The following is a 19503-nucleotide window of genomic DNA, read 5'->3' as shown; positions in this document are numbered from 1 at the left end:
GGTTCTTCGGCAGCATCACGATCGACAGATTCGCATCCCCGCCATCACCGGCGTCGCCACCATCGCCACCATCGCCACCCGAACCCGAACAGCCCGTCGCGACCAGCGCGACACCCATGGTGAGCGCGGCGGCGGCCAGGGCGAGCCGGGCCTTGCGCGTGTTTCCGAACATCATTGTTTCCTTCCTTGGTGCACTGATTGCGCGTGGTTCGCTGTGGGAGGATCACGACCCGCCTGTCGGCGCGTCGGCCCTCCCCTTCTTCTTCCCGATGGCCGAGGCCCGACGAGCCTGCAGCCATGCGAGGAGGCTTGCGGACACCACCGAGAGGATGAGGAGCACCCCGGTGATGACGTTGATGATGTCGCTGGTGATTCCGGCGAGGCGCAGCGCGCTGCCGAGCGTTCCGATGAGCAGCACGCCGGCGATGACGCCGTGCAGGGCGCCGCGGCCGCCGAAGATCGAGACGCCGCCGAGCAGCACCGCCGCGATCACCTGGAGCTCGAGCCCCATCGCGTTGTCGCCGCGGGCGTTGGAGTACAGCAGCGTGAAGTAGACGCCGGCGAAGCCCGAGACCGCGCCGCTGAAGACGAACAGCAGGAACTTCGTGCGCCCGACGTCGATGCCCGAGAACGCCGCCGCCTCTTTGTTGAGTCCGATCGCGTACAGCGAGCGGCCGAACGGCGTGAAGTGCAGCAGCACCGCGAAGACGATCGCGAGCACGAGGAACGGGATCATGATGACCGGCACCGGCGTCCCCGGGATGTTCGCCTTGGCGAGGTCGGTCCACTCCTCGGGGAAGTCGGTGATCGCCGTCGTGCCGAGCAGGCCCACCGCTATGCCGCGGAAGAGCGCCAGCGTGCCGATCGTGACGGCGAGCGACGGCAGACCGACGACGGTGACGAGGAACCCGTTGAAGGCGCCGGCGATCGTGCCGACGACGATCGCGACGAAGGCTGCGACAGGGAACGGGAGTCCGGCCTGGGTCAGGATGCCGGTCGTCACGCTCGAGAGGCCCACGATGCTCGCGACCGAGAGGTCGATCTCCTCCGTGATGATGATGAGCGTCATCGGGAGGGCGATCAAGAGGATCGGAGCGATGTCGCGCAGCAGGTACGTGACCGTGAGCGGGCTGTCGAAGTTGCGCACGGTCGCGAGCGAGACGAAGACCACGAGCAGGAGGATCACGATGATCGCGGTCTCTCGGGTCAGGAGCACGCGGCGCCACGCGGGACGCGCATGCGCGCTGTAGACGCGCGTCGGCGCGGCTTCGGTGAGAGCGGTCATCGTGTCTCCTCCCGTTGTGCGATGAGTCGTCGATGCTGGCGGACCGCGAGCACGCGGTCGAGCACGATGGCACCGAGGATGAGGGCGCCGACCACGGCGCGCTGCCAGAAGTCGTCGATCCCGAGGATCGGGAGGGCGCGGTTGATCGTCAGCAGCAGGAACGCGCCGATCGCGGCGCCCCAGACGGTGCCGACGCCGCCCGAGATCGCGACGCCGCCGATCACCGCGGCGCCGATGGCCTGCAGCTCCCAGCCGAACCCGGCCGCCGAACTGACCGTGCCGTAGCGGGCGGCGTAGAGGACGCCGGCGAGGCCCGACAGGGCTCCCGACACGACGAACGCGGCGATGATGCGACGCGTCACGCGCAGACCGTAGAGATGGGCGGCGGCAGGGTCCGAGCCGATCGCGTAGAGCTCGCGGCCGCTGCGGAGGTTGCGGAGGTACCAGGCCGCGACGACGAGGACGACGACCGCGATGATCGTGAGGATCGGGATGCCGAGGATGCGGTCTGTGCCGAGCGCGCGGAACTCGCTCGGCAGATCCGATGCGTTGATGCGGTCGCTGCCGGTCCACGCGACGTTGATGCCGCGGTAGATGTACATCGTGCCGAGTGTGATCACGAGCGCGGGCACCCGGGCGAAGGCGACGAGGGCGCCGTTGATGAGACCGAGGAGTCCGCCGAGGACCACGCCGCCGATGAAGACGCCGATGAGCGGGATGCCGGGGATGTCGATGAACATGCGCCCGGTGAGGTACGCGGTGAGGCCGACGATCGAGCCGACCGAGAGGTCGACGTTGCGCGTGATGATCACGATCGCCGATCCCACGGCGACCAGCAGCAGCAGCGAGGGCGTGAGCAGCAGGTCGCGGAACCCGTCGCTGGAGAACAGGAAGTTCGGATTGGCGATCGTGGCGAACAGGATCACGAGGAGCAGGGCGACGAGGATGCCGGTCTCGCGCGCGGTCGCGATGCGGCGCACCAGCTTCGACGCCGAGCTCGCGCCGGGCTGGACGACCGGCGTGGCGGTGGCGGTCATCGTGCGACCTCCGCATCGGCGGTCGCGGCGTACATGACGGCTTCAGGAGTCGCCTCCGCGCGGGTGAACTCGCCGGTGAGGCGACCCTCCCGCATGACGAGGACGCGGTCGGCCATACCCAGCACCTCCGGGAGCTCGGACGAGATCATGAGAATCGCGAGGCCCTGCTGGGCCAGCTGGCTGAGGAGGCGGTGCACCTCGGCCTTCGTGCCGACGTCGATGCCGCGCGTGGGCTCGTCGACGATCAGCACCTTCGGCTCGGTGGCGAGCCACTTGCCGAGCACGACCTTCTGCTGGTTGCCGCCCGACAGTGTGCCGGTCTCGGCATCCAGCGCCGCCGTCTTCACTTCGAGACGGCTCGCCCACACCTGCGCGGCCTCGTTCTCGAGACCGCCCCAGATGAGCCCCCACTTGGCGAGCTTCGAGCGAATCGCGAGCGTGATGTTGCGCGAGACGCCGTCGTCGAGCACGAGGCCCTGCTTGCGGCGGTCTTCGGGGACGAGCGCGATGCCGCGGTTCGTCGCGACACGCGGGTTGCCCTTCGGGAGTGCGGCGCCCAGCAGCGTGACTCTGCCGGACTCATACGGGTCGACGCCGAAGACGGCTCGGGCGACCTCGCTGCGGCCGGCTCCGACGAGACCGGCGAGTCCGACGATCTCGCCCGAGCGCAGGTCGAAGGTGATGTCGCGGAAGACGCCCTTGCGGGTGAGCCCCTCGACCTCGAGCACGACGTCGCCGACCTCGGAGGGGAGCTTCGGGAACAGCTCGGTGACATCGCGCCCCACCATCTGGCGGACGAGTTCGTCGACTGTGGTGTCGGCGATCGGCGTGGTGTCGATGTACGAGCCGTCACGCATGACGGTGACGGTGTCGCAGAGGGCGAAGACCTCGTCGAAGCGGTGCGAGATGAACAGCAGCGCGCGGCCCTCGTCGCGGAGGCTGCGGGCGACGGCGAACAGCCGCTCGACCTCGACGCCCGAGAGGGCGGCCGTCGGCTCATCCATGATGAGCACCTTCGCGTCGAGCGAGATGGCCTTCGCGATCTCGATGATCTGCTGGTCGGCGATCGAGAGACCCTCGGTGACACGGTCGGGATCGAGAGCGACACCCAGACGGCCGAAGATCTCGAGGGCCTCGCTGCGCATGGCCTTGCGGTCGATGCGGCCGAGGCGCCCGGTCGGCTGGCGGCCCATGAAGATGTTCTCGGTCACCGAGAGGTCGGGGAAGAGCGTCGGCTCCTGGTAGATCACGGCGATGCCGGCGCCCTTGGACTGCGCCGTGCTCGTGAAATCGACCGATTCGCCGTCGAGGAGGAACTCGCCCGCATCGCGGCGGTACAGGCCCGCGACGATCTTCACGAGCGTGGACTTGCCGGCGCCGTTCTCTCCGATCAGCGCATGGATCGAGCCGCGGTCGAGCGTCAGGCTCCCGGCGCGGAGTGCGACGACCGGTCCGAACGACTTGACCACGCGGCGAAGCTCGAGTGCGTGCTGCGGCGCGGCCGGTGCGACATCGTCTGCCACAGGGTCCTCCTCGTCGAGGTGAAAGTTCATGAATCGATTCAGGCTGGTTTCAGGCTACTCTAGGTACACCGACCAGGCCGGTCAAGTCGAATGCCGACAGTGACCGAATCGTGACCGACGAAGAAGTGGGGAGCCGCCGTGCCCGTGAGCATCCGAGACGTCGCGCAGCGTGCGGGCGTATCGGTGGGCACCGTCTCGAACGTGCTCAACCGCCCCGACGAGGTGTCGGCCGACTCGGTCGATCGCGTCAGCCGTGCGATCGAAGAACTCGGCTACGTGCGCAACGATGCGGCGCGAAAGCTCCGCGCCGGGATCAGCACGACCGTCGGCTTCGTCGTCCTCGACGGACAGAATCCCTTCTACAACGACGTCGTGCGCGGCGCCGAGGACGAGGCGACGCGGCACGGCATCGCGATCCTCTACGGCAACACCGACGAGGACCACGGGCGCGAGAAGCTCTACCTCGATCTGTTCGAGGAGCAGCAGGTGCGCGGGCTCCTCATCGCGCCCTACGGCGACGTCACCGCGCGCCTCCAGCGGCTGCGGGCGCGCGGGATCGCCGCCGTTCTCGTCGACCGCTTCAGCGGCGACGGTCGGTTCTCATCGGTCTCGGTCGACAGCGTGATCGGCGGGCGGCTCGCGACCGACCATCTCATCGAGAGCGGCCGGCGTCGCATCGCATTCGTGGGCGGGCCCTTCGACATCCGTCAGGTCAACGACCGACTCGCCGGCGCGCGCGCCGCCGCCGAGAACGCGTCCGCACGCGTCGAGGTCGAGGTCGTCGCGACCGCCGCGATGACCGTCGAAGAGGGCGCCGCCGCCGGCACCCGCATCCTCGCCCGCCCCCGCCGCGACTGGCCCGACGCACTCTTCGCCGCGAATGACCTGCTGGCCCTCGGCCTGCTGCAGTCGCTCGTCGTCGACGGCCGCGTGCAGGTGCCGGACGACATCGCGATCATCGGCTTCGACGACATCCCGTTCGCCGCAGCCGCCGCCGTGCCGCTCTCGTCGATCCGCCAGCCCAGCCGCATGATCGGGCGCACGGCGCTGCGCATCGTGCTCGAAGAGGCCGCAGACCCCGACAGCATCGCGCGTCAGACGGTGTTCCAGCCTGAACTCATCGTTCGCGCGTCGACCCGGCCGCGCTGAGCACGGGCGCCACCCTCACGCCTTCAGTGCGAGCAGCCGGTCGGTGTCGCCGAACACCTCGAGCCCGGCGCACTCCGCGATGCCCTCGAGCAGCACGCGGCCGTCGACGTCGCGGTGGCGCAGCATCACGCGTGCGTCGAGGGTCTCCTCGACCCGCTGGTGCATCGCCGTCCGCAGCGGCGCGTGCAGCAGTCCGCCGCGCACGCGCTCGGCGTCGAGCTCCAGCATCCCGTCCGGGCCCTCCACGCTCCAGCGCACGTGCGTGTCGTCGATCTCGAGCCGGCGCTCCTTCGAGCGGTTGTACGTCGTCCACCGGTGGAGCCGCCCGCTGTGTCGAAGACCCACGATCGATCCCCGGAACGCCCGCCCGAGCCAGGGGATGACGGCGACCGATGCGATGAGCGACGCATCCGCGCCGTCGCCGGTGGTCGCGTCGATGTGGTTGCTCGCCATCCATACATACCCCGACGGGAATGCACGCCCCCAGTCCTTCTCGATGTACCCGCGGCCGCCGTCGAACGAGGTGGCCGCGCCCTCGACCTCGAGCGCGCCGCCGAGCTCGTGGCCGAACGAGACGATGCCGTGGAAGCACTCCATGAAGGGCACCAGCCCGTACCAGCCCATGATCCCGGGCTCGCGCAGCGTCACCGGCCAGGGAACGAGCGGTGTCGCGTAGTCGATGCGTCCGCACAGCTGCGGCAGATCGAGGGTCACGCCGTCGGGCCTGAAGCGGTTCGGGCCGACCTGCACGTCGAAGGCGTGGGCGGATGCCGCGAACTCGGCCACCTCGAAGCGGTGGTACCACGAGCGCCCGGTGAGCCCGTCGAGCACCTGCACGAAGGCCTCGTCGCGCTCGCCCTCGTCACCCGCGAGCCCGCGGAAGACCCCCGGGATCACCGCCCACCGCTGATGGCGGTCGGCGGAGACGAGCTTGATGTACCAGCCCTCGAAGAAGCCCTGCGTGACACCGTGGCCGTGAAACGCTTCCGGGGATCGCACCCCCCGAGCCCACGCCGCCGGTGTCCGCATGCGGCCCACCCTAGGGGGTCGCGTCGGCGAGCATGCGCCTGATCTCGGCGATGTTCTCCTCGGACCGTGTGAGCAGCTCCTGCAGGCGCTCGGCATGGTCGCCGGCGCGGTCGTCTTGTGGCGGGGGCACGTCGGCATCCGCATCGGCGGCGTCGGCACCCGCCGCGACACCGACCGCCACCGCTCCCGCCGCGGCACCGCCCGCGACCCCACTCGATGCCGCGTCCGCCACAGCGTCGGTGTCGGCATCGCCTTCGGCATCCGTCTCGTCCTTCGCCCTTCCCGGGCCGAGGAAGAGGTTCGCGAGATAACCGGTGAACGTTCCGAAGATGCCGACGCCCACGACGATGATGAGCGTGCCGATGAGGCGGCCGGCGTTGGTGACGGGGAACTGGTCGCCGTACCCGACCGTCGAGATCGTCACCATCGTGTACCAGAGGGCATCGGAAGCCGAGGTGATGTTCGCACCGTCGGCGTCCTCTTCGATCGCGAGGACTCCGATCGAGCCCCACTGCAGCACGAGCACGCCCATCAGCAGCAGCGTCATCAGCGCGCTGTTCGCGCGGTCGTGGATGAGGATCGTCCAGATCGCGCGCAGTCCGAGGTCGCGCAGTAGCCGCACCACCCGCAGCAGCCGGAACAGGCGCAGGATCTTCAGCTGCGGGAACGGCAGGCTCGCCAAGAGATCCGCCCACCCGAACCCGCGGAAGAAGTAGCGGCCCGCCGACGGCGCGGTGGCGATGCGATAGATGAAGTCGCCCAGGAAGATCGCGCTGAACAGGGCGTTCATCACCGAGAGGATCAGCTGCAGCGAGGGATCGGCCGCGAACACGAGCACGAGCACGAGGTTCGCGATCGAGAGGATCGACAGGATGCCGATGAAGATCTCGTAGGCCGGGTTCTTCAGTTCAGCGCGGGCCGCCGCCCGCTCGCGTGCTCTGGCCATGTCGGCTCCTCGGGTCGCGTGGCGCGGATCTGTGTGCCGTCCGCGGCACCATTGTGCCGGGATTGCGCTCAGGCCGCCTCTCGGGTTACCTTGTGCTTCTACGTACCTTGTGGTGCTAGGTATAGGAGCGGTGATGAAGATCGGCAAAGACCTGGTCGCGGCGGCGGCGACTCCGATGGTGCTCGGCATCCTCGCCGAGGGCGAGTCGTACGGCTACGCGATCCTGCAGCGCGTGAGCGAGCTGTCCGACGGCGAGCTCGAGTGGAGCGACGGGATGCTGTACCCGCTGCTGCATCGCCTCGAGCGGCTCGGTCACGTCGAGGCCGCGTGGGGTGCGTCTCCGACCGGGCGCCCGCGCAAGCACTACCGCCTGAGCGCCGGCGGCCGCGAGGCCTTCGCCGAGCAGCGCCGCCAGTGGCGTGTCGTGAGCTCCGCGCTGCAGCAGGTGTGGTCGGAGCGGGACGGCGACCGCAGCGCCTTCGCCCTCGGAGGTGCATGACATGCCGGTCGAGAACAGCCCTCAGCTCGAAGAGCAGATCAGTGCGTGGCGCACCTACGTCGGCGGTCGCCGGGCGATCGCCCACCGCGATGTCGACGAGCTCGAAGACCACCTGCGCGGCCAGATCGAACAGCTCTCGGCATCCGGTCTCGCAGACGATGAGGCATTCCTCGTCGCCGTCAAGCGCCTCGGCGGTCTCGACGACCTCTCGCGCGAGTTCGCGCGCGAGCACTCCGAGCGCCTGTGGAAGCAGCTCGTCGTCGACGGCGAGCCCGAAGCACCGCGTACCCGTGCGCTGCCGCTTGCGATCGGGCTCGCCGTCGGCGCGGCGGTCGCCGTGAAGATCCCGGCTCTCTTCGGCATCGACTTCTCCTCCGACGGCGACTTCTACGGGCGCTTCTTCGCCCTGCTGGTACTCCCCTTCGTCGCCGCGTTCTTCCTCGTTCGCCGGCGCGCGGCGCTCAGCACGATCGCGGTGGTCGCAGCGCCGTTCGCCGCGGCGGCCCTGGTACTCGCGCTCTATCCCTTCGGACCGGACGCCGCGACCCTCGTGCTCGCCGCGATCCACGCCGCGGTCGCCCTGTGGCTCGTCACCGGCATCGCGTACGTCGACGGTGCGGTGCGCTCAAGCAGAGCCCGCATGGACTTCATCCGCTTCACCGGCGAGTGGGCCGTCTACCTCGCTCTGATCGCCCTCGGCGGCGGCGTGCTGATCGCACTCACGATGGGCGTGTTCGGCGCCATCGGGCTGGATGCGTCGACGATCGTCGCGGAGTGGCTGCTGCCGTGCGGGATCGCCGGCGCCGTCGTCATCGCCGCGTGGCTCGTCGAGGCCAAGCAGAGCGTCATCGAGAACATCGCGCCGGTGCTGACGAAGCTGTTCACGCCGCTGTTCACCCTGCTGCTGCTCGCCTTCATCGTGGCGTGGTTCGTGCAGGGCGCCGCAGGGGGGTCGGCCGCAGACGTCGAGATGTTCGGCCAGCGCGACCTGCTCATCATCTTCGACGTCGTCCTGGTGGTCGTGCTCGCACTCCTTCTGTATGCGCTCTCAGCGCGCGATCCGATCGAACCTGCGGGCTGGTTCGACCGGCTGCAGCTGGTCATGGTCCTCGCCGCACTGGTCGTCGACATCCTCGTGCTGGTCGCGATGGTCGGCCGTATCGCGGAGTACGGCGCGAGCCCCAACAAGCTCGCCTCGCTCGGACTCAACGTGATCCTGCTCGCGAATCTCGCCGGCGCCGCCTGGCTGCAGCTGCGATTCGCGATGCACCGTGCGCCGTTCGAGCGGCTGGAGCGCTGGCAGACCGGCTACGTGCCGATCTACCTCGCGTGGGCGGCGATCGTGGTCGTCGTCTTCCCGCCGGCGTTCGGGTATGTCTGAGGATTTCGCGACCCGACCACTATGTTGGGCGCATGACCCCCAGCGCCGGTGCCGGAATGCCGCTTCGGGACTACCGCGTGCACCGGTATGTCAACGCGTTCTGCCCGCGCTGCCACGAGGAGGATCCCGACCGGAACCTCGCCGACGTCCGTCGGCTCTCGGGCTGGCTGGCGGTGCGTGGCGGACGCGTGTGGCTTGAGCGCGGATGCCCGGATCACGGCTTCATCCGCACGATGTACGACGAGGATGCCGACATCCTCACCTACCTCGAGCAGTGGACGGCGCCGACCAAGGTGCACGGCCCCGACACGATCGGCAACTTCAAGCCGGTGCCCTCGGCGTACGAGGACGGGCTGCCCCAGATGCAGACCCAGCACACGTGCATCCTGCTGGAGGACCTCACCGACCACTGCAATCTGCGATGCCCGACGTGCTTCGCCGAGTCGAGCCCGGCGGCATCCGCGATCGCCCCGCTGGCGGCGGTGCTCGCATCGGTCGACGCACGCCTGGCGCGCGAGAACGACCGCATCGACGTGCTCATGCTCTCAGGCGGCGAGCCGACGCTGTACCCGTGGCTCGAACAGCTGCTCGACCACCTCGTGGCCCGGCCGATCGTGCGGATCCTGATCAACTCCAACGGCCTGCGCATCGCACAGGACGACGCGTTCGTCGAGACGCTCAAGCGGCACCGCGAGCGCGTCGAGATCTATCTGCAGTACGACGGCGAGAGCGCCGAGGCGTCCGCGTACCATCGGGGCGCCGACATCCGCCGCTTCAAGGAGCGCGCGATCGAGCGGCTGTCGGCTGCCGGGGTCTTCACGACCCTCACGATGACGGCGACCCTGGGCGTCAACGACGGCGAGATCGGCGCGGTCATCCGGCGCGCGATGGCGACGCCGTACGTCGGGGGTGTGACGATCCAGCCGGTCTTCGGGTCGGGCCGGTCAGCGGGCATCGACCCCGACGATCGCCTCACCCACACGGGGGTGCTCGCCCGGCTCGGACCCCAGACCGACGGCGAGGTGACGTGGCGCGACCTCACGGCGCTCCCCTGCAGTCACCCGCACTGCTGCTCGGTCGGGTACCTGCTGCGCGACGACTCCGGTGACTGGAAGTCGCTGACCGCCCTCATCGGCCACGACAGGCTCAAGGAGTTCCTCGACCTCGAGCCCGATCTCCTGGCCAACCGGATCGCGGACAGCGGGGTCAACAAAGCGCTGAAGGATGCCGTGAAGGGGTCGCTGCTCGACCTGCTGAGCGAACAGTCGTCGCTGTCGCACCCCTCGATGACATCGATCTGGCGCGACATCTGCCAGAACTGCGACCTGGGGATCGGCACGCTCACCGCACTGGCGACCTCGGCCCTGCCCGGTCAGCACAAGCGCCTGCGGGCGATGCTCGGCGACCGGGTGCTGCGGATCACCGTGAAGCCCTTCATGGACATCCACACCATGATCGAGGAGCGCCTCACGCAGTGCTGCGTGCACGTCGCGACCGTGAACGAGACCACCGACGCGCATCAGTGCGCGCCGTTCTGCGCCGTGCAGGCGTGGGCCCCGCTGTCGCGTCGGCGCCTGTCGACGGCGACGGGCGGCAGGCGCGAGATCCCGGTGACGGCGAGCGCGCCGTGAGCGCCCACGACTACAGCGACCTCAACCGCTTCGACGAGGCGGTCGGCCACGCGCCCGCGCCGTTCGATCCGCTGCGGCTGTGCGTCTACACGACGGTGGCGCTGATCGCGTGCCTTCTCGGTCCGATCGCGGTGCTCGCCTTCGCCGGCGTCGCGATCGCCGGCTACGCGCGGGCGCGACGCGAGGGTCTGCTGCGGTCTCGGTGCAAGCTCGGCGACACGCGGCTCGTGCTGATGTACCTGTCGGTCATCGCGGTGCTCGCCGCCGTCGCGATCCCCTTCTGGGTGATGCTCTGGCTCCGGATCTGGAGCTGAGCACATGTTCCCGACGCTGACGGATCTTCTCGGCTGGGGACCCCCTGTCGACACGCACTCCGTGTTCGTCGCGCTCGGGCTCGGTGCTGCCGGACTCGTCTTCCTCGCAGAGTCGCGGCGCCGTCAGCAGACTGATCCGCGACTCCCCTACCTCGTGCTCGGGGCATTGGTGGGCGCCGCCCTCTTCGCCCGGCTCGGGACGTGGGCGCAGCACCTGGATCCGTCGAAGAACCTGAGCCTGTTCGAGCAGCTCGCCTTCGGACACGCCTCGATGCTGAGCGCCCTCGTCGGGGCGTGGCTCGGCGTCCACGTCGCCAAGCGCATCGTGAAGTACCCCCTGCGAAGCGGCGATCTGTTCGCGCCCGCCGTCGCCCTCGCGATGGTGATCGGCCGGTTCGGGTGCTTCTTCACCGAGAACCCGGGGACGCCCACCGGGTCGGACTGGGGCATCGTCTTGGATGCGGAAGCCGCCGCCCGCGTCGGCGCGATCCCGGGCGTGGCCCTCCACCCGAGCTTCCTCTACGAGATCGCGTTCCACGCGGTGGCCTTCGCCCTGCTGTGGTTCTGGCTGCGGCACCGCCCGATCGCGGCGGGCGAGTTGCTCACCCTCTACATCGCGGCGTACGGCATCTTCCGCTTCTTCGTCGAGTTCGTTCGCGGCAACGAGGTGGCCTGGCTCGGGATGACCCGGCCGCAGCTGTTCCTGATCGTGACGATCCCGCTGCTCCTCGCGCGCATCGCGTACAAGTCGTGGCGCGGCGAGCTCATCCGGCCTACAGAGAGGAAGGTGCTCCATGGACAGACCGTCTGAGCAGCCCGAGCAGCCCGCCGAGCCCGAAGAACCTGCCGGGCCCGAAGAGCCCGCCGCCCCGGCCCCGCCGCCGGCCGAGCCGGAGTCGCCCTACGGGGCGCCGCCGCCGATTCCGCCGGCGCCTGAACCCGTGGAGGCGCAGCCGCGGCCGTCGCTGCAGCCCGAGCCGCCGCTGCCGCCGGGCGACGAAGGCGCCGCCCCGGTGAAGGAAACACGTCCCGGGATCTGGGCCGGAGTGGGCACCGGGTGCGGGCTCCACTTCATCGGGATCATCCTCATGATCACCTTGCTCGGCACGATCGGGAGCATCTGGGGATGGATCTGGCCGTTCATCGCAATACCCGTGATCGCCGGCGCACTCATGTTCTCCCGTACGTGGCGTCGCTTCGCCACCGGCATCCTGATCGTGTCAGCGGCGACGTGGATCGTGGTCATCGGTCCGTGCGTGGGGATCATCGCCGCCAGCATGAACGGAATCTGACCCCGGCGCGACGCGCTCAGCGCGCGAGCTGCTCGCCCAGCCACGCCCGCGCGCGGCCGGTGAGGTCGCGGGCGAGATGGGTGTCGGGTGCCCACGCCTCGAAGCCGTGCACCGCCCCGGCGACCACCTCGAGGGTCGTGTCCACTCCCGCAGCTTCCAGGCGACGGGCGTAGTCGACGTCCTCGTCGTGGAACAGCTCGAGATCGGACGCGTAGATCCACGTCGGCGGGAGGCCCGCGAGATCTTCGCGCCGCGCCGGAACCGCGTACGGCGGGACGTGCTCATCTCCCGGCGGCCCGCCGAGGTATGACGTCCACCCGACGAGGTTCGACCGGTTGTTCCAGATGAGATGCGCCCGTGCGTCGAGCGATCGATCGGCGGCGGTGCGGTCGTCGAGCATCGGGCACAGCAGCACTTGTGCGGCAGCATCCGTCCCCTCGTCGTGGAGGCGCTGAACGAGGGCCGCCGCGAGTCCGCCGCCCGCGCTCTGTCCGCCGACGGCGATCCGCCCCCGGTCGACGCCGAGGTCGGCCGCATTGCGCTCGAGCCACTGCCACGCCGCGTAGGCGTCGTCGTGGGCGGCGGGGAACGGATGCTGGGGCGCGACTCGGTAGTCGACCGACACCACCACGACGCCGAGGTCGCGGGCGCTCTCGCCGCAGAAGCGGTCATCCATCTTCGCGGCGCCGAGCACGAGGCCGCCGCCGTGGATCCAGAGCAGAGCGGCGCCCGTGGTCTGCTCGGGGATGTACACGCGCACGCTGACGCCGTCGCGCTTGACCACGCGGCGGTCGACACCCTCGACGCGTGCGCCGGGCGCGAGACGGCTCGCACGGGCGATGAGCCACAGCGACAGTCGGCTCTCGAGGTTGAGGTCGGGCGTGAACCGGAGTGCCCGGTGAAGGGCGGGGTCGACCTCTTGAAGGCTCATCGGCGCAGTCACAGGCACAGCCTATGTGGGCGCGCCGCGGCCTCGGCCCACGCCCGCGAGTTGGGACGAGACTTCAGAAATGTCGGGCAACGGATGCTGCAACCCGCCATTCGTGAAGTCTGGACCGTTTCAGCGCGGGGGTCGAGCAGAGGGCGCACGCCACACCAACGCCGCGGCGCCGATGAGCGGACCGTCGTCGCCGAGTGCCGACGGCGAGATCGCGATCCCGCGGAGGTGCGGGAAGACGACGGCCGAGCGGAAGGCGTCGTCGACGAGGTCGATGTAGTCGGGCGCCGACTTCGCGAAGCCGCCGCCGACGGCGATCGCGTCGAGGTCGATGAGGGCGGCGATGTCGGCGAGCGCCTGGCCGATCGTGCGGGCCGAGCGCTCGATCGCCTGCCGAGCGACGGCGTCTCCGGCCGCCGCATCGCGGGAGAGGTCCTCGCCGGTGCGCCCCAACCAGCCGTTCGCCGCAGCCCACCGCACGCTCGCCGGTCCCGAGGCGAGCTCCTCCAGCATCCATTGCGTCGGTCCGACGCGCATCTGGCCGAGGTGACCGGCGTTGCCGGTCGCGCCGCGCATGAGCGCGCCCTCGTGCACGATGCCGCCTCCGATGCCGGTCGAGACGACGAACGACAGCGACGTACGGGCGTCACGCGTCGCTCCGAGCCAGCTCTCGGCGATCGCGATGCACCCACCGTCGTGCCCGAGCGAGACGGCCACCGAGATCGGGCCGAGTGCATCGGCGACGGCGCGCACGAGCGGGAACCCCGCGCCGAGCTGCCGCATGTTCACCGGTGAGATCTCTCCGGTGCGGAAGTCGACCGGCCCGGCCGAGGCCACACCCGCGCCGATCAGCGCACTGCCGGCGCCGAGTCCGACGAGCGTCTCGCCCACCACCCCGTCGATCGCATCGCGCAGCAGATCCGGCGTGATGCCGGGGCCGGTCGCCAGGCGGAAGCGTGAGCCCGCGACGATACGACCGTCGGCGTCGACGAGGGCGCTCTCGACCTTGGTGCCGCCGAGGTCGACGGCGAGCGCGAGCAGCTGTTCCATGGTCTCCGGGTCTCCTACAGAAGGCTCGGGTGTCGCCACCCGCCCCTCCATCTTCTCGCTGTTCCGCGGTCGGCGGCGTGCGGCGATCTGCGACGGCTAAGGAGTCCCTCATCGAGGGCTTAGCCGCGGTCGTCATCGGGGTGCCTAGCGTCGTGGGCACGGTCGCGAACACACCGTTCGGACTGACCCCGGACGGAGCCCCCATGCACACGACCCATGTCGCGACGACATCCGTCGCCGTGCGCACTGTCGCACCCGCCCGCTGGTGGCTGCCCGGCGCAGTGGCGGGATCTGTGTTCGCGCTGATCTCGATCGCCGCCGCTGCCGGTGCGCTCGACGTGCCCGCATCGGGCACACCGGCGTGGTGGGCGGTCACCGCATTCACGCATCTGCCGTTCGTCGTCATCGTCGTGTTCCTGAGCGCCGGCACCGTCGAACGGGTCGGCTACTTCTGGCGCGGCCGGCGAGCCGCAGCCCCGGGCCGGCTGCCGAACGATGTGCCGACGGTCTGCGTTCAGCTGCCGATGTTCAACGAAGACGCCGTCGCGTCCCGCGTGATCTCGGCGGTCGCCCGACTGCAGTGGCCCGCGCACCGACTCGAGGTGCAGGTCCTCGACGACTCGACGGATCCCGTCGCCCGCGCGATCGTGGATGCCGCCTGCGAGCGCGCCCGCCGGGAACGCGGGGTGGAGATCAGCATCCTCCGCCGCGAAGTGCGACAGGGCTACAAGGCCGGCGCACTCGAAGCGGGACGCCGGAGAACCGACGCGGAGTTCATCGCGATCTTCGATGCCGACTTCCTCCCGACGCCCGACTTCCTCGCGAAGACGGTGCCGCACTTCTATCGGGGCGATGGAACCGCGGACGAATCGCTCGCGCTCGTGCAGGCGCAGTGGGGTCACCTCAACGAGGACGAATCCGCTCTCACACGCGCCCAGGCGCTGTGGGTCGATGATCACCACACCGTGCAGATGTCGTGGCGCTCGGCGCGATGGGGGTTCGTGAACTTCACCGGCACCGCCGGGGTGTGGCGTGCGTCGGCGATCGAGGTCGCCGGAGGCTGGCGGGCAGCGAGCCTCGTGGAGGACTGCGAACTGAGCTTTCGGCACCTGTTCCACGGCTACCGCACCACATTCGTCCGGGATGTCGTCGCGCTCGCGGAGCTCCCCTCGACCTACACCGCCTACAAGGCACAGCAGAAGCGGTGGACGCAGGGCTGGGCGCAGGTGCAGCGTCTCCATCTGCGGACGCTCGCCACCCGACACGACGATGTGCCGCTGCGCAAGGCGCATCTGCTCTACCACATGTGCATACCGTGGCAATGGCCGGCCTGGATGCTGTGGATCATGACGCTGCCCGTGCTCATCCACACCGGACTCTGGCTCGGCACCTGGGGAGCCGGAGTCGGCATCGTGCTGTACCTGCTTCCGCCGGTCGTCTGGGTCATCGGGGCCACGCTGGTCGCATCGATCGAGACACGCGACCTGTACGCGGCGGGTCCTCGACGTCGTGTCCCCTGGCGACGGCTCGGTCGGATCGTCCCGTACGTCATCATCAGCACCGGGATGCTGCCCCACCAGTTCACGGCATTCACCGAAGGGCTGCTCGGATCCCTGCACAGCGAGTTCGAACGCACCCCGAAGTCGGCGTCCATAGCCGCGCAGCCGGGTCAGAGTCCCGCAGCGTCGCGCGTGCGTATCCACCGCCCCTACGTCGTCACCGAGATCTTCTTCGTCATCTTCCAGCTCTCGTGGGGCGCTGTCTTCGCCCTGCAGGGGATGATCTACCCCGCGTTGACGGCGATCGCGATCGCCGTGTGCGTCGTCGCACTCGGCACACGGTACGGCGATGATGCGGGCCCCCGCGTCGTCGGCATCCGCCGACCGTCGACCGTCGCGGTCACGCCCTCTGCAGCAAGAGGGTGACGATCGCGGCGAGGCCGCCGAGAGCGATGAGGAAGGTCATCACCGCGACCGTCAGCAGCAGAACGCCCGACGGCAGCTCGTGCGCGCGGTCGCCGAGCAGCGCGGCATTCGTGGCCGTGTATCGGCGGTGCACTGCGATCCACAAGGCGCCGGCGGCGACGATCGCGAAGAGCACCGGAAGCGACCACGACGGATCGCCGAAGGCCTCCGACACCAGTCGGAAGCCGACGAGCGCCGCGACACCGAACGACAGGGTGGTGCGCCGCCAGGCGAGCTCGGTGCGCTCGGGCTGGAGCCCCTCGTCGTAGAGCGGCCCGCTCATCTCAGCAGCACCCCGAGGGCCACGAGAACCCCGACCACGCTCACGCTGACGGCGAGCGTGGCGCCGACGAACGCCCCCGGCAGCGGCTGGGAGAGCCGCAGCGCCCGCTCGGACTTCATCCACGAGAGCCAGCTGTGGACCGCCGCGACGAGGCCCGTCACGATCAGCACGAGCGACGCGGCGAGGCGGAACGCGGGATGGATGTCGAGGCCGAGCGCCTCGAGGGCGACGCCGCCCGCGATGAGGGCGAGGCTCGTGCGGATCCACGCGAGGAATGTGCGCTCGTTCGCGAGCGAGAAGCGCGCGTCGGGCTCGACCCCGCGCCGGTAGACGGCGGCGGGGAATCGCCGGCGGGCCGCGTCGTCAGGTGTGGTCGACATCGGCGTCAGCGTAGCCGCCCCCGACGTCGTAGGTGCGCAAGCGCCCGCACATACCGAATCCGAGGTCGCCGCCCGACGCCTGCGCGCGGTGCACGCCGGCGCCTGAGAGATGCGCGATCGAGCCGCCCGCGACGGCCGTCGCCATGGCGAGTCCCGCTTCCGCGTCGCGCAGCGGCCCCGATCGGACGATGCCCTCCCACGCGGCCGCACGACCCGCGACGATGCGCGCGGCATCGGCGTAGAACTCGTCGAGAGCACCACCGTCCCCGGCCTCGATCCGGTCGCGGAGGGCCAGGAAGCCGACCACGGCGAGGTCGCGCCGTCGTGCGGCGGCCAGCGCGCGCTCGCGCTCCCCTGCCGGCGGCAGAAGCGCGGCCTCGGCGTACCGCGCGGGATCGGCGACGGTCTCGCGCGGGAAGGTCATGACGGCATCCCCCGCCTCCGGCAGGCCCGCGTTGCTCATCACCACGAGCACGCGGAGCCCGCCGAGGTTGACGGCGCGGTGGATCGTGCCGGGCGTGAACCACACGACCGCGCCCGGCGACAGCGGGGTCTCGCGATAGCCCGTCGGGTCGATCGTCTGCAGTGCCCCCTCGCCGCCGACGACCACATAACTCTCGGTCGAGACGAGGTGCAGGTGCGGTGATCCGCCGCGGATGCCGTCGGGCGCGGCATCCGAATACACCTCGAGCATCGTCACGCTCGTCCCGCCGGGGAAGACGGCCGCACCGGTCACGACCGCGCCGCCTGTTCGAGGACCGCGCGCACCGCGCTCGCGAGGCCTGCGGCAACCCCGGCATCCGCGTCGCTGATCCCGACCCCGTAGCGGAAGCGTGTCGTCGCGCCGGGATCGATCACGACCTCTTCGCTGAAGAACGGTGCCGGGTTGAGCGCCGCGAACTCCTCGGAGCGCGCGAACCATTGCGGCGGGTGGTGCGGGTTGTCGGCGCTGTCGACCATGAGCACGAGCGACGTCGCGTCGACGTGGTCGTGCCGGCCCGCGAAGCCCATCCACTCGTGACGCTGACCGCGCACGTCGTCGCCCGATCCCGTGATACCGGGTGCGACGAGCGTGCCGCCGGTGAACGACCGCGGTCCGCGCCAGAACAGTCCGCCGTAGCCGGCGTTCTCACGCCCCCGCGTCGTCGGCGACCCGATCGCGACCGCGGCGTCCGTCACGTTCGTGAGCGCCGTCATGAACGTGAGCACCCAAGCGTCGTCGTCGAGCGCACGCGCCGTCAGCTCGCGTCGCTCGTCGAACAGGTGCGCGCCCGACTCGGTGATCCAGGTGAGATCGTGCGCGATCGAGACCGTGTCGCCATCGGAAGCGAGCTCGATGCGACCCTCGTGCCGCTGCTCGCCGTTGTTGGGCAGCTGCACGTAGAACTGCCCGTGCACGTACGTCGGACCACCCCAGAAGTTCTCGTCGCCGACCACGGGGAGCGCCCACGCGATGCCCTTGTGCCACACGTGATCGTGCGGGCGGTAGAGGCTCACGACGTGGCCGGAGCGCGTGCGAATCGGATGCAGGTAGGGCTTCGGCGACTCGAGCACGGGGCTGTCGGGGCGATAGGTGTACCGGAACAGCTCGACCTCGCCGTCGATGACGGCGACGTGGGAATCCAGCGTGTGAACGACCTGAAGGCGCGTCATGCGAGCACCGCCTTTACGGGCGCCCACGGCACGATCCCGCCGCTCATCCCCGCGACGAACGGATCGTCGCCGATGAGCTCGCCCGCCGAGACGATGCGACTGCGGAACGCCGAGGCATACGTCGCCGCGGCGAACTCGAGCGTGCGGCGCGCCTCGGCGAGGCCGACGCCCGGCGCCTCGCCGTGCTCGAAGGCGTCGAGGATCGCCGCGAGCTGGTCACGGTGTCCGCTCGTGGCGCCCGCCTCGTTCGGGTGCTCCCATGCGGCAGTGAGGTGCTCGTGGCCGGGTGCCGGCGTGAACGTCCAGTCGGCGCTCGTGTAGCCGTACAGGTGCTCGACCTCGATCGAGGCGTACTCGAAATCGAAGCGCAGCCGCGAGGTCTCGCGCGGCGAGACGAGCGAGTTGACGACGGTCGCCAACGCCCCGTTCGCGAAGCGCACGAGCGCGAGGGAGACATCTTCGGTATCGGTCGGTCGCAGCTGGCGCGCGGCGAACGCCGTCACGTCGGTCCAGTCGCCGAGGATCGCGAGCATGAGGTCGAACTGGTGGATGCCGTGACCCATCGTGGGCCCGCCGCCCTCGACCTCCCAGCGGCCGCGCCACGGCACCGCGAAGTACTCGTCGGGGCGGAACCACAGCGTCTCGCACGTGGCGACGAGCGGTCGCCCGAGCACGCCGCTCTCGGCGAGCGATCGCAGGTGCCGGGCGGCCGGGCCGAACCGGTGCTGGAAGACCGTGAGGATCGGGGCGCCGGTCTCGGCCTCGGCTCGGGCGAGCTCGTCGAGCTCGCCGAGGCTCAGCGCGGTGGGCTTCTCGACGAGCGAAGCGATGCCTGACCGGGCGGCAGCGGCGGCGAGCGGTGCGTGGGTCTCGGGCGGCGTGCAGATGCAGACGAGGTCGACGTCGCCACGCGCGAGCAGCTCGTCTGCCGTCACGTGGATCGCACCGACGCCGAAGTCCGCGGCGAACTGCGCGGCACGATCGGGGTCGAGGTCGACGACGCCGACGATCTCGGCACGGGGATGCAGGTCGCGGATCGCATCGGCATGGGCGTGCGCGATGCCGCCGGTGCCGATGATCCCGATGCGGAACGGGGGGCGGACAGTGCTCATCGTCGGGCGCGTCTCTTCGAGGATGGGAAAGTGATCGT

Annotated in this window: 20 protein-coding genes; 8 read left to right on the top strand and 12 right to left on the bottom strand. The window is 70.1% G+C overall.

Annotated elements, in window-relative coordinates:
• Positions 1-223: 223 nt before the first annotated feature.
• The 3 genes from FFS15_RS10910 to FFS15_RS10900 are packed head-to-tail and all read right to left on the bottom strand — an operon-like array spanning position 224 to position 3875.
• Positions 224-1285: an ABC transporter permease gene (locus tag FFS15_RS10910; RefSeq protein WP_137845046.1), complete on the bottom strand. Its 1062-nt coding sequence runs from the start codon at positions 1283-1285 to the stop codon at positions 224-226.
• Positions 1282-2322 carry an ABC transporter permease gene (locus tag FFS15_RS10905; RefSeq protein WP_137845045.1) on the bottom strand — a complete coding sequence of 347 codons (1041 nt, stop codon included), beginning with the start codon at positions 2320-2322 and terminating at the stop codon, positions 1282-1284. Before FFS15_RS10905 ends, FFS15_RS10910 begins: the two co-directional genes overlap by 4 nt.
• Positions 2319-3875 (bottom strand): sugar ABC transporter ATP-binding protein, encoded by a 1557-nt coding sequence (locus FFS15_RS10900; RefSeq protein ID WP_249353970.1) that lies wholly within the window; start codon positions 3873-3875, stop codon positions 2319-2321. Before FFS15_RS10900 ends, FFS15_RS10905 begins: the two co-directional genes overlap by 4 nt.
• Positions 3876-3983: 108 nt before the next feature.
• Between FFS15_RS10900 and FFS15_RS10895 the strand changes: the two genes are divergently transcribed.
• Positions 3984-4994 carry a LacI family DNA-binding transcriptional regulator gene (locus FFS15_RS10895; RefSeq protein WP_137845044.1) on the top strand — a complete coding sequence of 337 codons (1011 nt, stop codon included), beginning with the start codon at positions 3984-3986 and terminating at the stop codon, positions 4992-4994.
• 15 nt (positions 4995-5009) lie between these two features.
• Here FFS15_RS10895 and FFS15_RS10890 read toward each other — a convergent pair whose 3' ends face one another.
• Positions 5010-5993 carry a tocopherol cyclase family protein gene (locus tag FFS15_RS10890; RefSeq protein WP_249353968.1) on the bottom strand — a complete coding sequence of 328 codons (984 nt, stop codon included), beginning with the start codon at positions 5991-5993 and terminating at the stop codon, positions 5010-5012.
• Between the two features lie 40 nt (positions 5994-6033).
• Positions 6034-6969, bottom strand: coding sequence for a potassium channel family protein (locus FFS15_RS10885; protein ID WP_137845042.1), 936 nt, complete (start codon positions 6967-6969; stop codon positions 6034-6036).
• 133 nt (positions 6970-7102) lie between these two features.
• Between FFS15_RS10885 and FFS15_RS10880 the strand changes: the two genes are divergently transcribed.
• The 6 genes from FFS15_RS10880 to FFS15_RS10855 are packed head-to-tail and all read left to right on the top strand — an operon-like array spanning position 7103 to position 12086.
• A complete protein-coding gene (locus FFS15_RS10880; protein WP_137845041.1) occupies positions 7103-7468 on the top strand; it encodes a PadR family transcriptional regulator in 366 nt (121 codons plus the stop codon).
• Between the two features lies 1 nt (position 7469).
• On the top strand, positions 7470-8849 hold the full coding sequence (locus tag FFS15_RS10875; RefSeq protein ID WP_137845040.1) for a permease prefix domain 1-containing protein: 1380 nt from the start codon (positions 7470-7472) through the stop codon (positions 8847-8849).
• A 32-nt stretch (positions 8850-8881) separates the two neighbouring features.
• On the top strand, positions 8882-10480 hold the full coding sequence (locus FFS15_RS10870) for a radical SAM protein (RefSeq protein ID WP_249353966.1): 1599 nt from the start codon (positions 8882-8884) through the stop codon (positions 10478-10480).
• Positions 10477-10794, top strand: a complete 318-nt coding sequence (locus FFS15_RS10865; RefSeq protein WP_212743142.1) for a hypothetical protein — start codon at positions 10477-10479, stop codon at positions 10792-10794. Before FFS15_RS10870 ends, FFS15_RS10865 begins: the two co-directional genes overlap by 4 nt.
• A gap of 4 nt (positions 10795-10798) precedes the next feature.
• Positions 10799-11605, top strand: a complete 807-nt coding sequence (locus tag FFS15_RS10860) for a prolipoprotein diacylglyceryl transferase family protein (protein WP_137845039.1) — start codon at positions 10799-10801, stop codon at positions 11603-11605.
• Positions 11589-12086, top strand: coding sequence for a hypothetical protein (locus tag FFS15_RS10855; RefSeq protein WP_137845038.1), 498 nt, complete (start codon positions 11589-11591; stop codon positions 12084-12086). Before FFS15_RS10860 ends, FFS15_RS10855 begins: the two co-directional genes overlap by 17 nt.
• A 16-nt stretch (positions 12087-12102) precedes the next feature.
• Here the strand turns inward: FFS15_RS10855 and FFS15_RS10850 are convergent, their stop codons facing one another.
• Entirely contained in the window at positions 12103-13017 is a 915-nt protein-coding gene (locus FFS15_RS10850) for an alpha/beta hydrolase (protein ID WP_137845060.1), read from the bottom strand.
• A 129-nt stretch (positions 13018-13146) separates the two neighbouring features.
• Entirely contained in the window at positions 13147-14073 is a 927-nt protein-coding gene (locus FFS15_RS10845) for an ROK family protein (RefSeq protein WP_137845037.1), read from the bottom strand.
• 203 nt (positions 14074-14276) lie between these two features.
• Here FFS15_RS10845 and FFS15_RS10840 point away from each other — a divergent pair, with 203 nt between their 5' ends.
• Entirely contained in the window at positions 14277-15998 is a 1722-nt protein-coding gene (locus FFS15_RS10840) for a glycosyltransferase (RefSeq protein WP_137845036.1), read from the top strand.
• Here the strand turns inward: FFS15_RS10840 and FFS15_RS10835 are convergent.
• The 5 genes from FFS15_RS10835 to FFS15_RS10815 are packed head-to-tail and all read right to left on the bottom strand — an operon-like array spanning position 15973 to position 19465.
• The gene (locus FFS15_RS10835; RefSeq protein WP_137845035.1) at positions 15973-16320 is read right to left on the bottom strand and encodes a DUF202 domain-containing protein; all 348 of its coding nucleotides are present in this window, start codon (positions 16318-16320) and stop codon (positions 15973-15975) included. The genes FFS15_RS10840 and FFS15_RS10835 overlap by 26 nt on opposite strands.
• Positions 16317-16700 carry a DUF202 domain-containing protein gene (locus tag FFS15_RS10830; RefSeq protein ID WP_137845034.1) on the bottom strand — a complete coding sequence of 128 codons (384 nt, stop codon included), beginning with the start codon at positions 16698-16700 and terminating at the stop codon, positions 16317-16319. Before FFS15_RS10830 ends, FFS15_RS10835 begins: the two co-directional genes overlap by 4 nt.
• Complete coding sequence (locus FFS15_RS10825) at positions 16684-17436, bottom strand: cupin domain-containing protein (protein WP_249353963.1); 753 nt, start codon at positions 17434-17436, stop codon at positions 16684-16686. The genes FFS15_RS10830 and FFS15_RS10825 overlap by 17 nt, the downstream gene beginning before the upstream one ends.
• Positions 17433-18353, bottom strand: coding sequence for a PmoA family protein (locus tag FFS15_RS10820; protein WP_212743141.1), 921 nt, complete (start codon positions 18351-18353; stop codon positions 17433-17435). The genes FFS15_RS10825 and FFS15_RS10820 overlap by 4 nt, the downstream gene beginning before the upstream one ends.
• Entirely contained in the window at positions 18350-19465 is a 1116-nt protein-coding gene (locus tag FFS15_RS10815; RefSeq protein ID WP_137845032.1) for a Gfo/Idh/MocA family oxidoreductase, read from the bottom strand. Before FFS15_RS10815 ends, FFS15_RS10820 begins: the two co-directional genes overlap by 4 nt.
• Positions 19466-19503: the final 38 nt, after the last annotated feature.

The sequence above is a fragment of the Microbacterium sp. 2FI genome (assembly GCF_005502885.1).
In the GTDB taxonomy this organism is placed as follows: domain Bacteria; phylum Actinomycetota; class Actinomycetes; order Actinomycetales; family Microbacteriaceae; genus Microbacterium.
Note: the sequence above shows the minus strand (reverse complement) of the source record. Positions and strands in the feature narration are given on the sequence as shown.

Bases quoted from the DNA above. Each gene is read 5' to 3' on its own strand.
- FFS15_RS10910 (WP_137845046.1), bottom strand. From the start codon at position 1,285: ATGACCGCTCTCACCGAAGCCGCGCCGACGCGCGTCTACAGCGCGCAT.
- FFS15_RS10905 (WP_137845045.1), bottom strand. From the start codon at position 2,322: ATGACCGCCACCGCCACGCCGGTCGTCCAGCCCGGCGCGAGCTCGGCG.
- FFS15_RS10900 (WP_249353970.1), bottom strand. From the start codon at position 3,875: ATGAACTTTCACCTCGACGAGGAGGACCCTGTGGCAGACGATGTCGCA.
- FFS15_RS10885 (WP_137845042.1), bottom strand. From the start codon at position 6,969: ATGGCCAGAGCACGCGAGCGGGCGGCGGCCCGCGCTGAACTGAAGAAC.
- FFS15_RS10880 (WP_137845041.1), top strand. From the start codon at position 7,103: ATGAAGATCGGCAAAGACCTGGTCGCGGCGGCGGCGACTCCGATGGTG.
- FFS15_RS10875 (WP_137845040.1), top strand. From the start codon at position 7,470: ATGCCGGTCGAGAACAGCCCTCAGCTCGAAGAGCAGATCAGTGCGTGG.
- FFS15_RS10870 (WP_249353966.1), top strand. From the start codon at position 8,882: ATGACCCCCAGCGCCGGTGCCGGAATGCCGCTTCGGGACTACCGCGTG.
- FFS15_RS10860 (WP_137845039.1), top strand. From the start codon at position 10,799: ATGTTCCCGACGCTGACGGATCTTCTCGGCTGGGGACCCCCTGTCGAC.
- FFS15_RS10855 (WP_137845038.1), top strand. From the start codon at position 11,589: ATGGACAGACCGTCTGAGCAGCCCGAGCAGCCCGCCGAGCCCGAAGAA.
- FFS15_RS10850 (WP_137845060.1), bottom strand. From the start codon at position 13,017: ATGAGCCTTCAAGAGGTCGACCCCGCCCTTCACCGGGCACTCCGGTTC.
- FFS15_RS10845 (WP_137845037.1), bottom strand. From the start codon at position 14,073: ATGGAACAGCTGCTCGCGCTCGCCGTCGACCTCGGCGGCACCAAGGTC.
- FFS15_RS10840 (WP_137845036.1), top strand. From the start codon at position 14,277: ATGCACACGACCCATGTCGCGACGACATCCGTCGCCGTGCGCACTGTC.
- FFS15_RS10835 (WP_137845035.1), bottom strand. From the start codon at position 16,320: ATGAGCGGGCCGCTCTACGACGAGGGGCTCCAGCCCGAGCGCACCGAG.
- FFS15_RS10830 (WP_137845034.1), bottom strand. From the start codon at position 16,700: ATGTCGACCACACCTGACGACGCGGCCCGCCGGCGATTCCCCGCCGCC.
- FFS15_RS10820 (WP_212743141.1), bottom strand. From the start codon at position 18,353: ATGACGCGCCTTCAGGTCGTTCACACGCTGGATTCCCACGTCGCCGTC.
- FFS15_RS10815 (WP_137845032.1), bottom strand. From the start codon at position 19,465: ATGAGCACTGTCCGCCCCCCGTTCCGCATCGGGATCATCGGCACCGGC.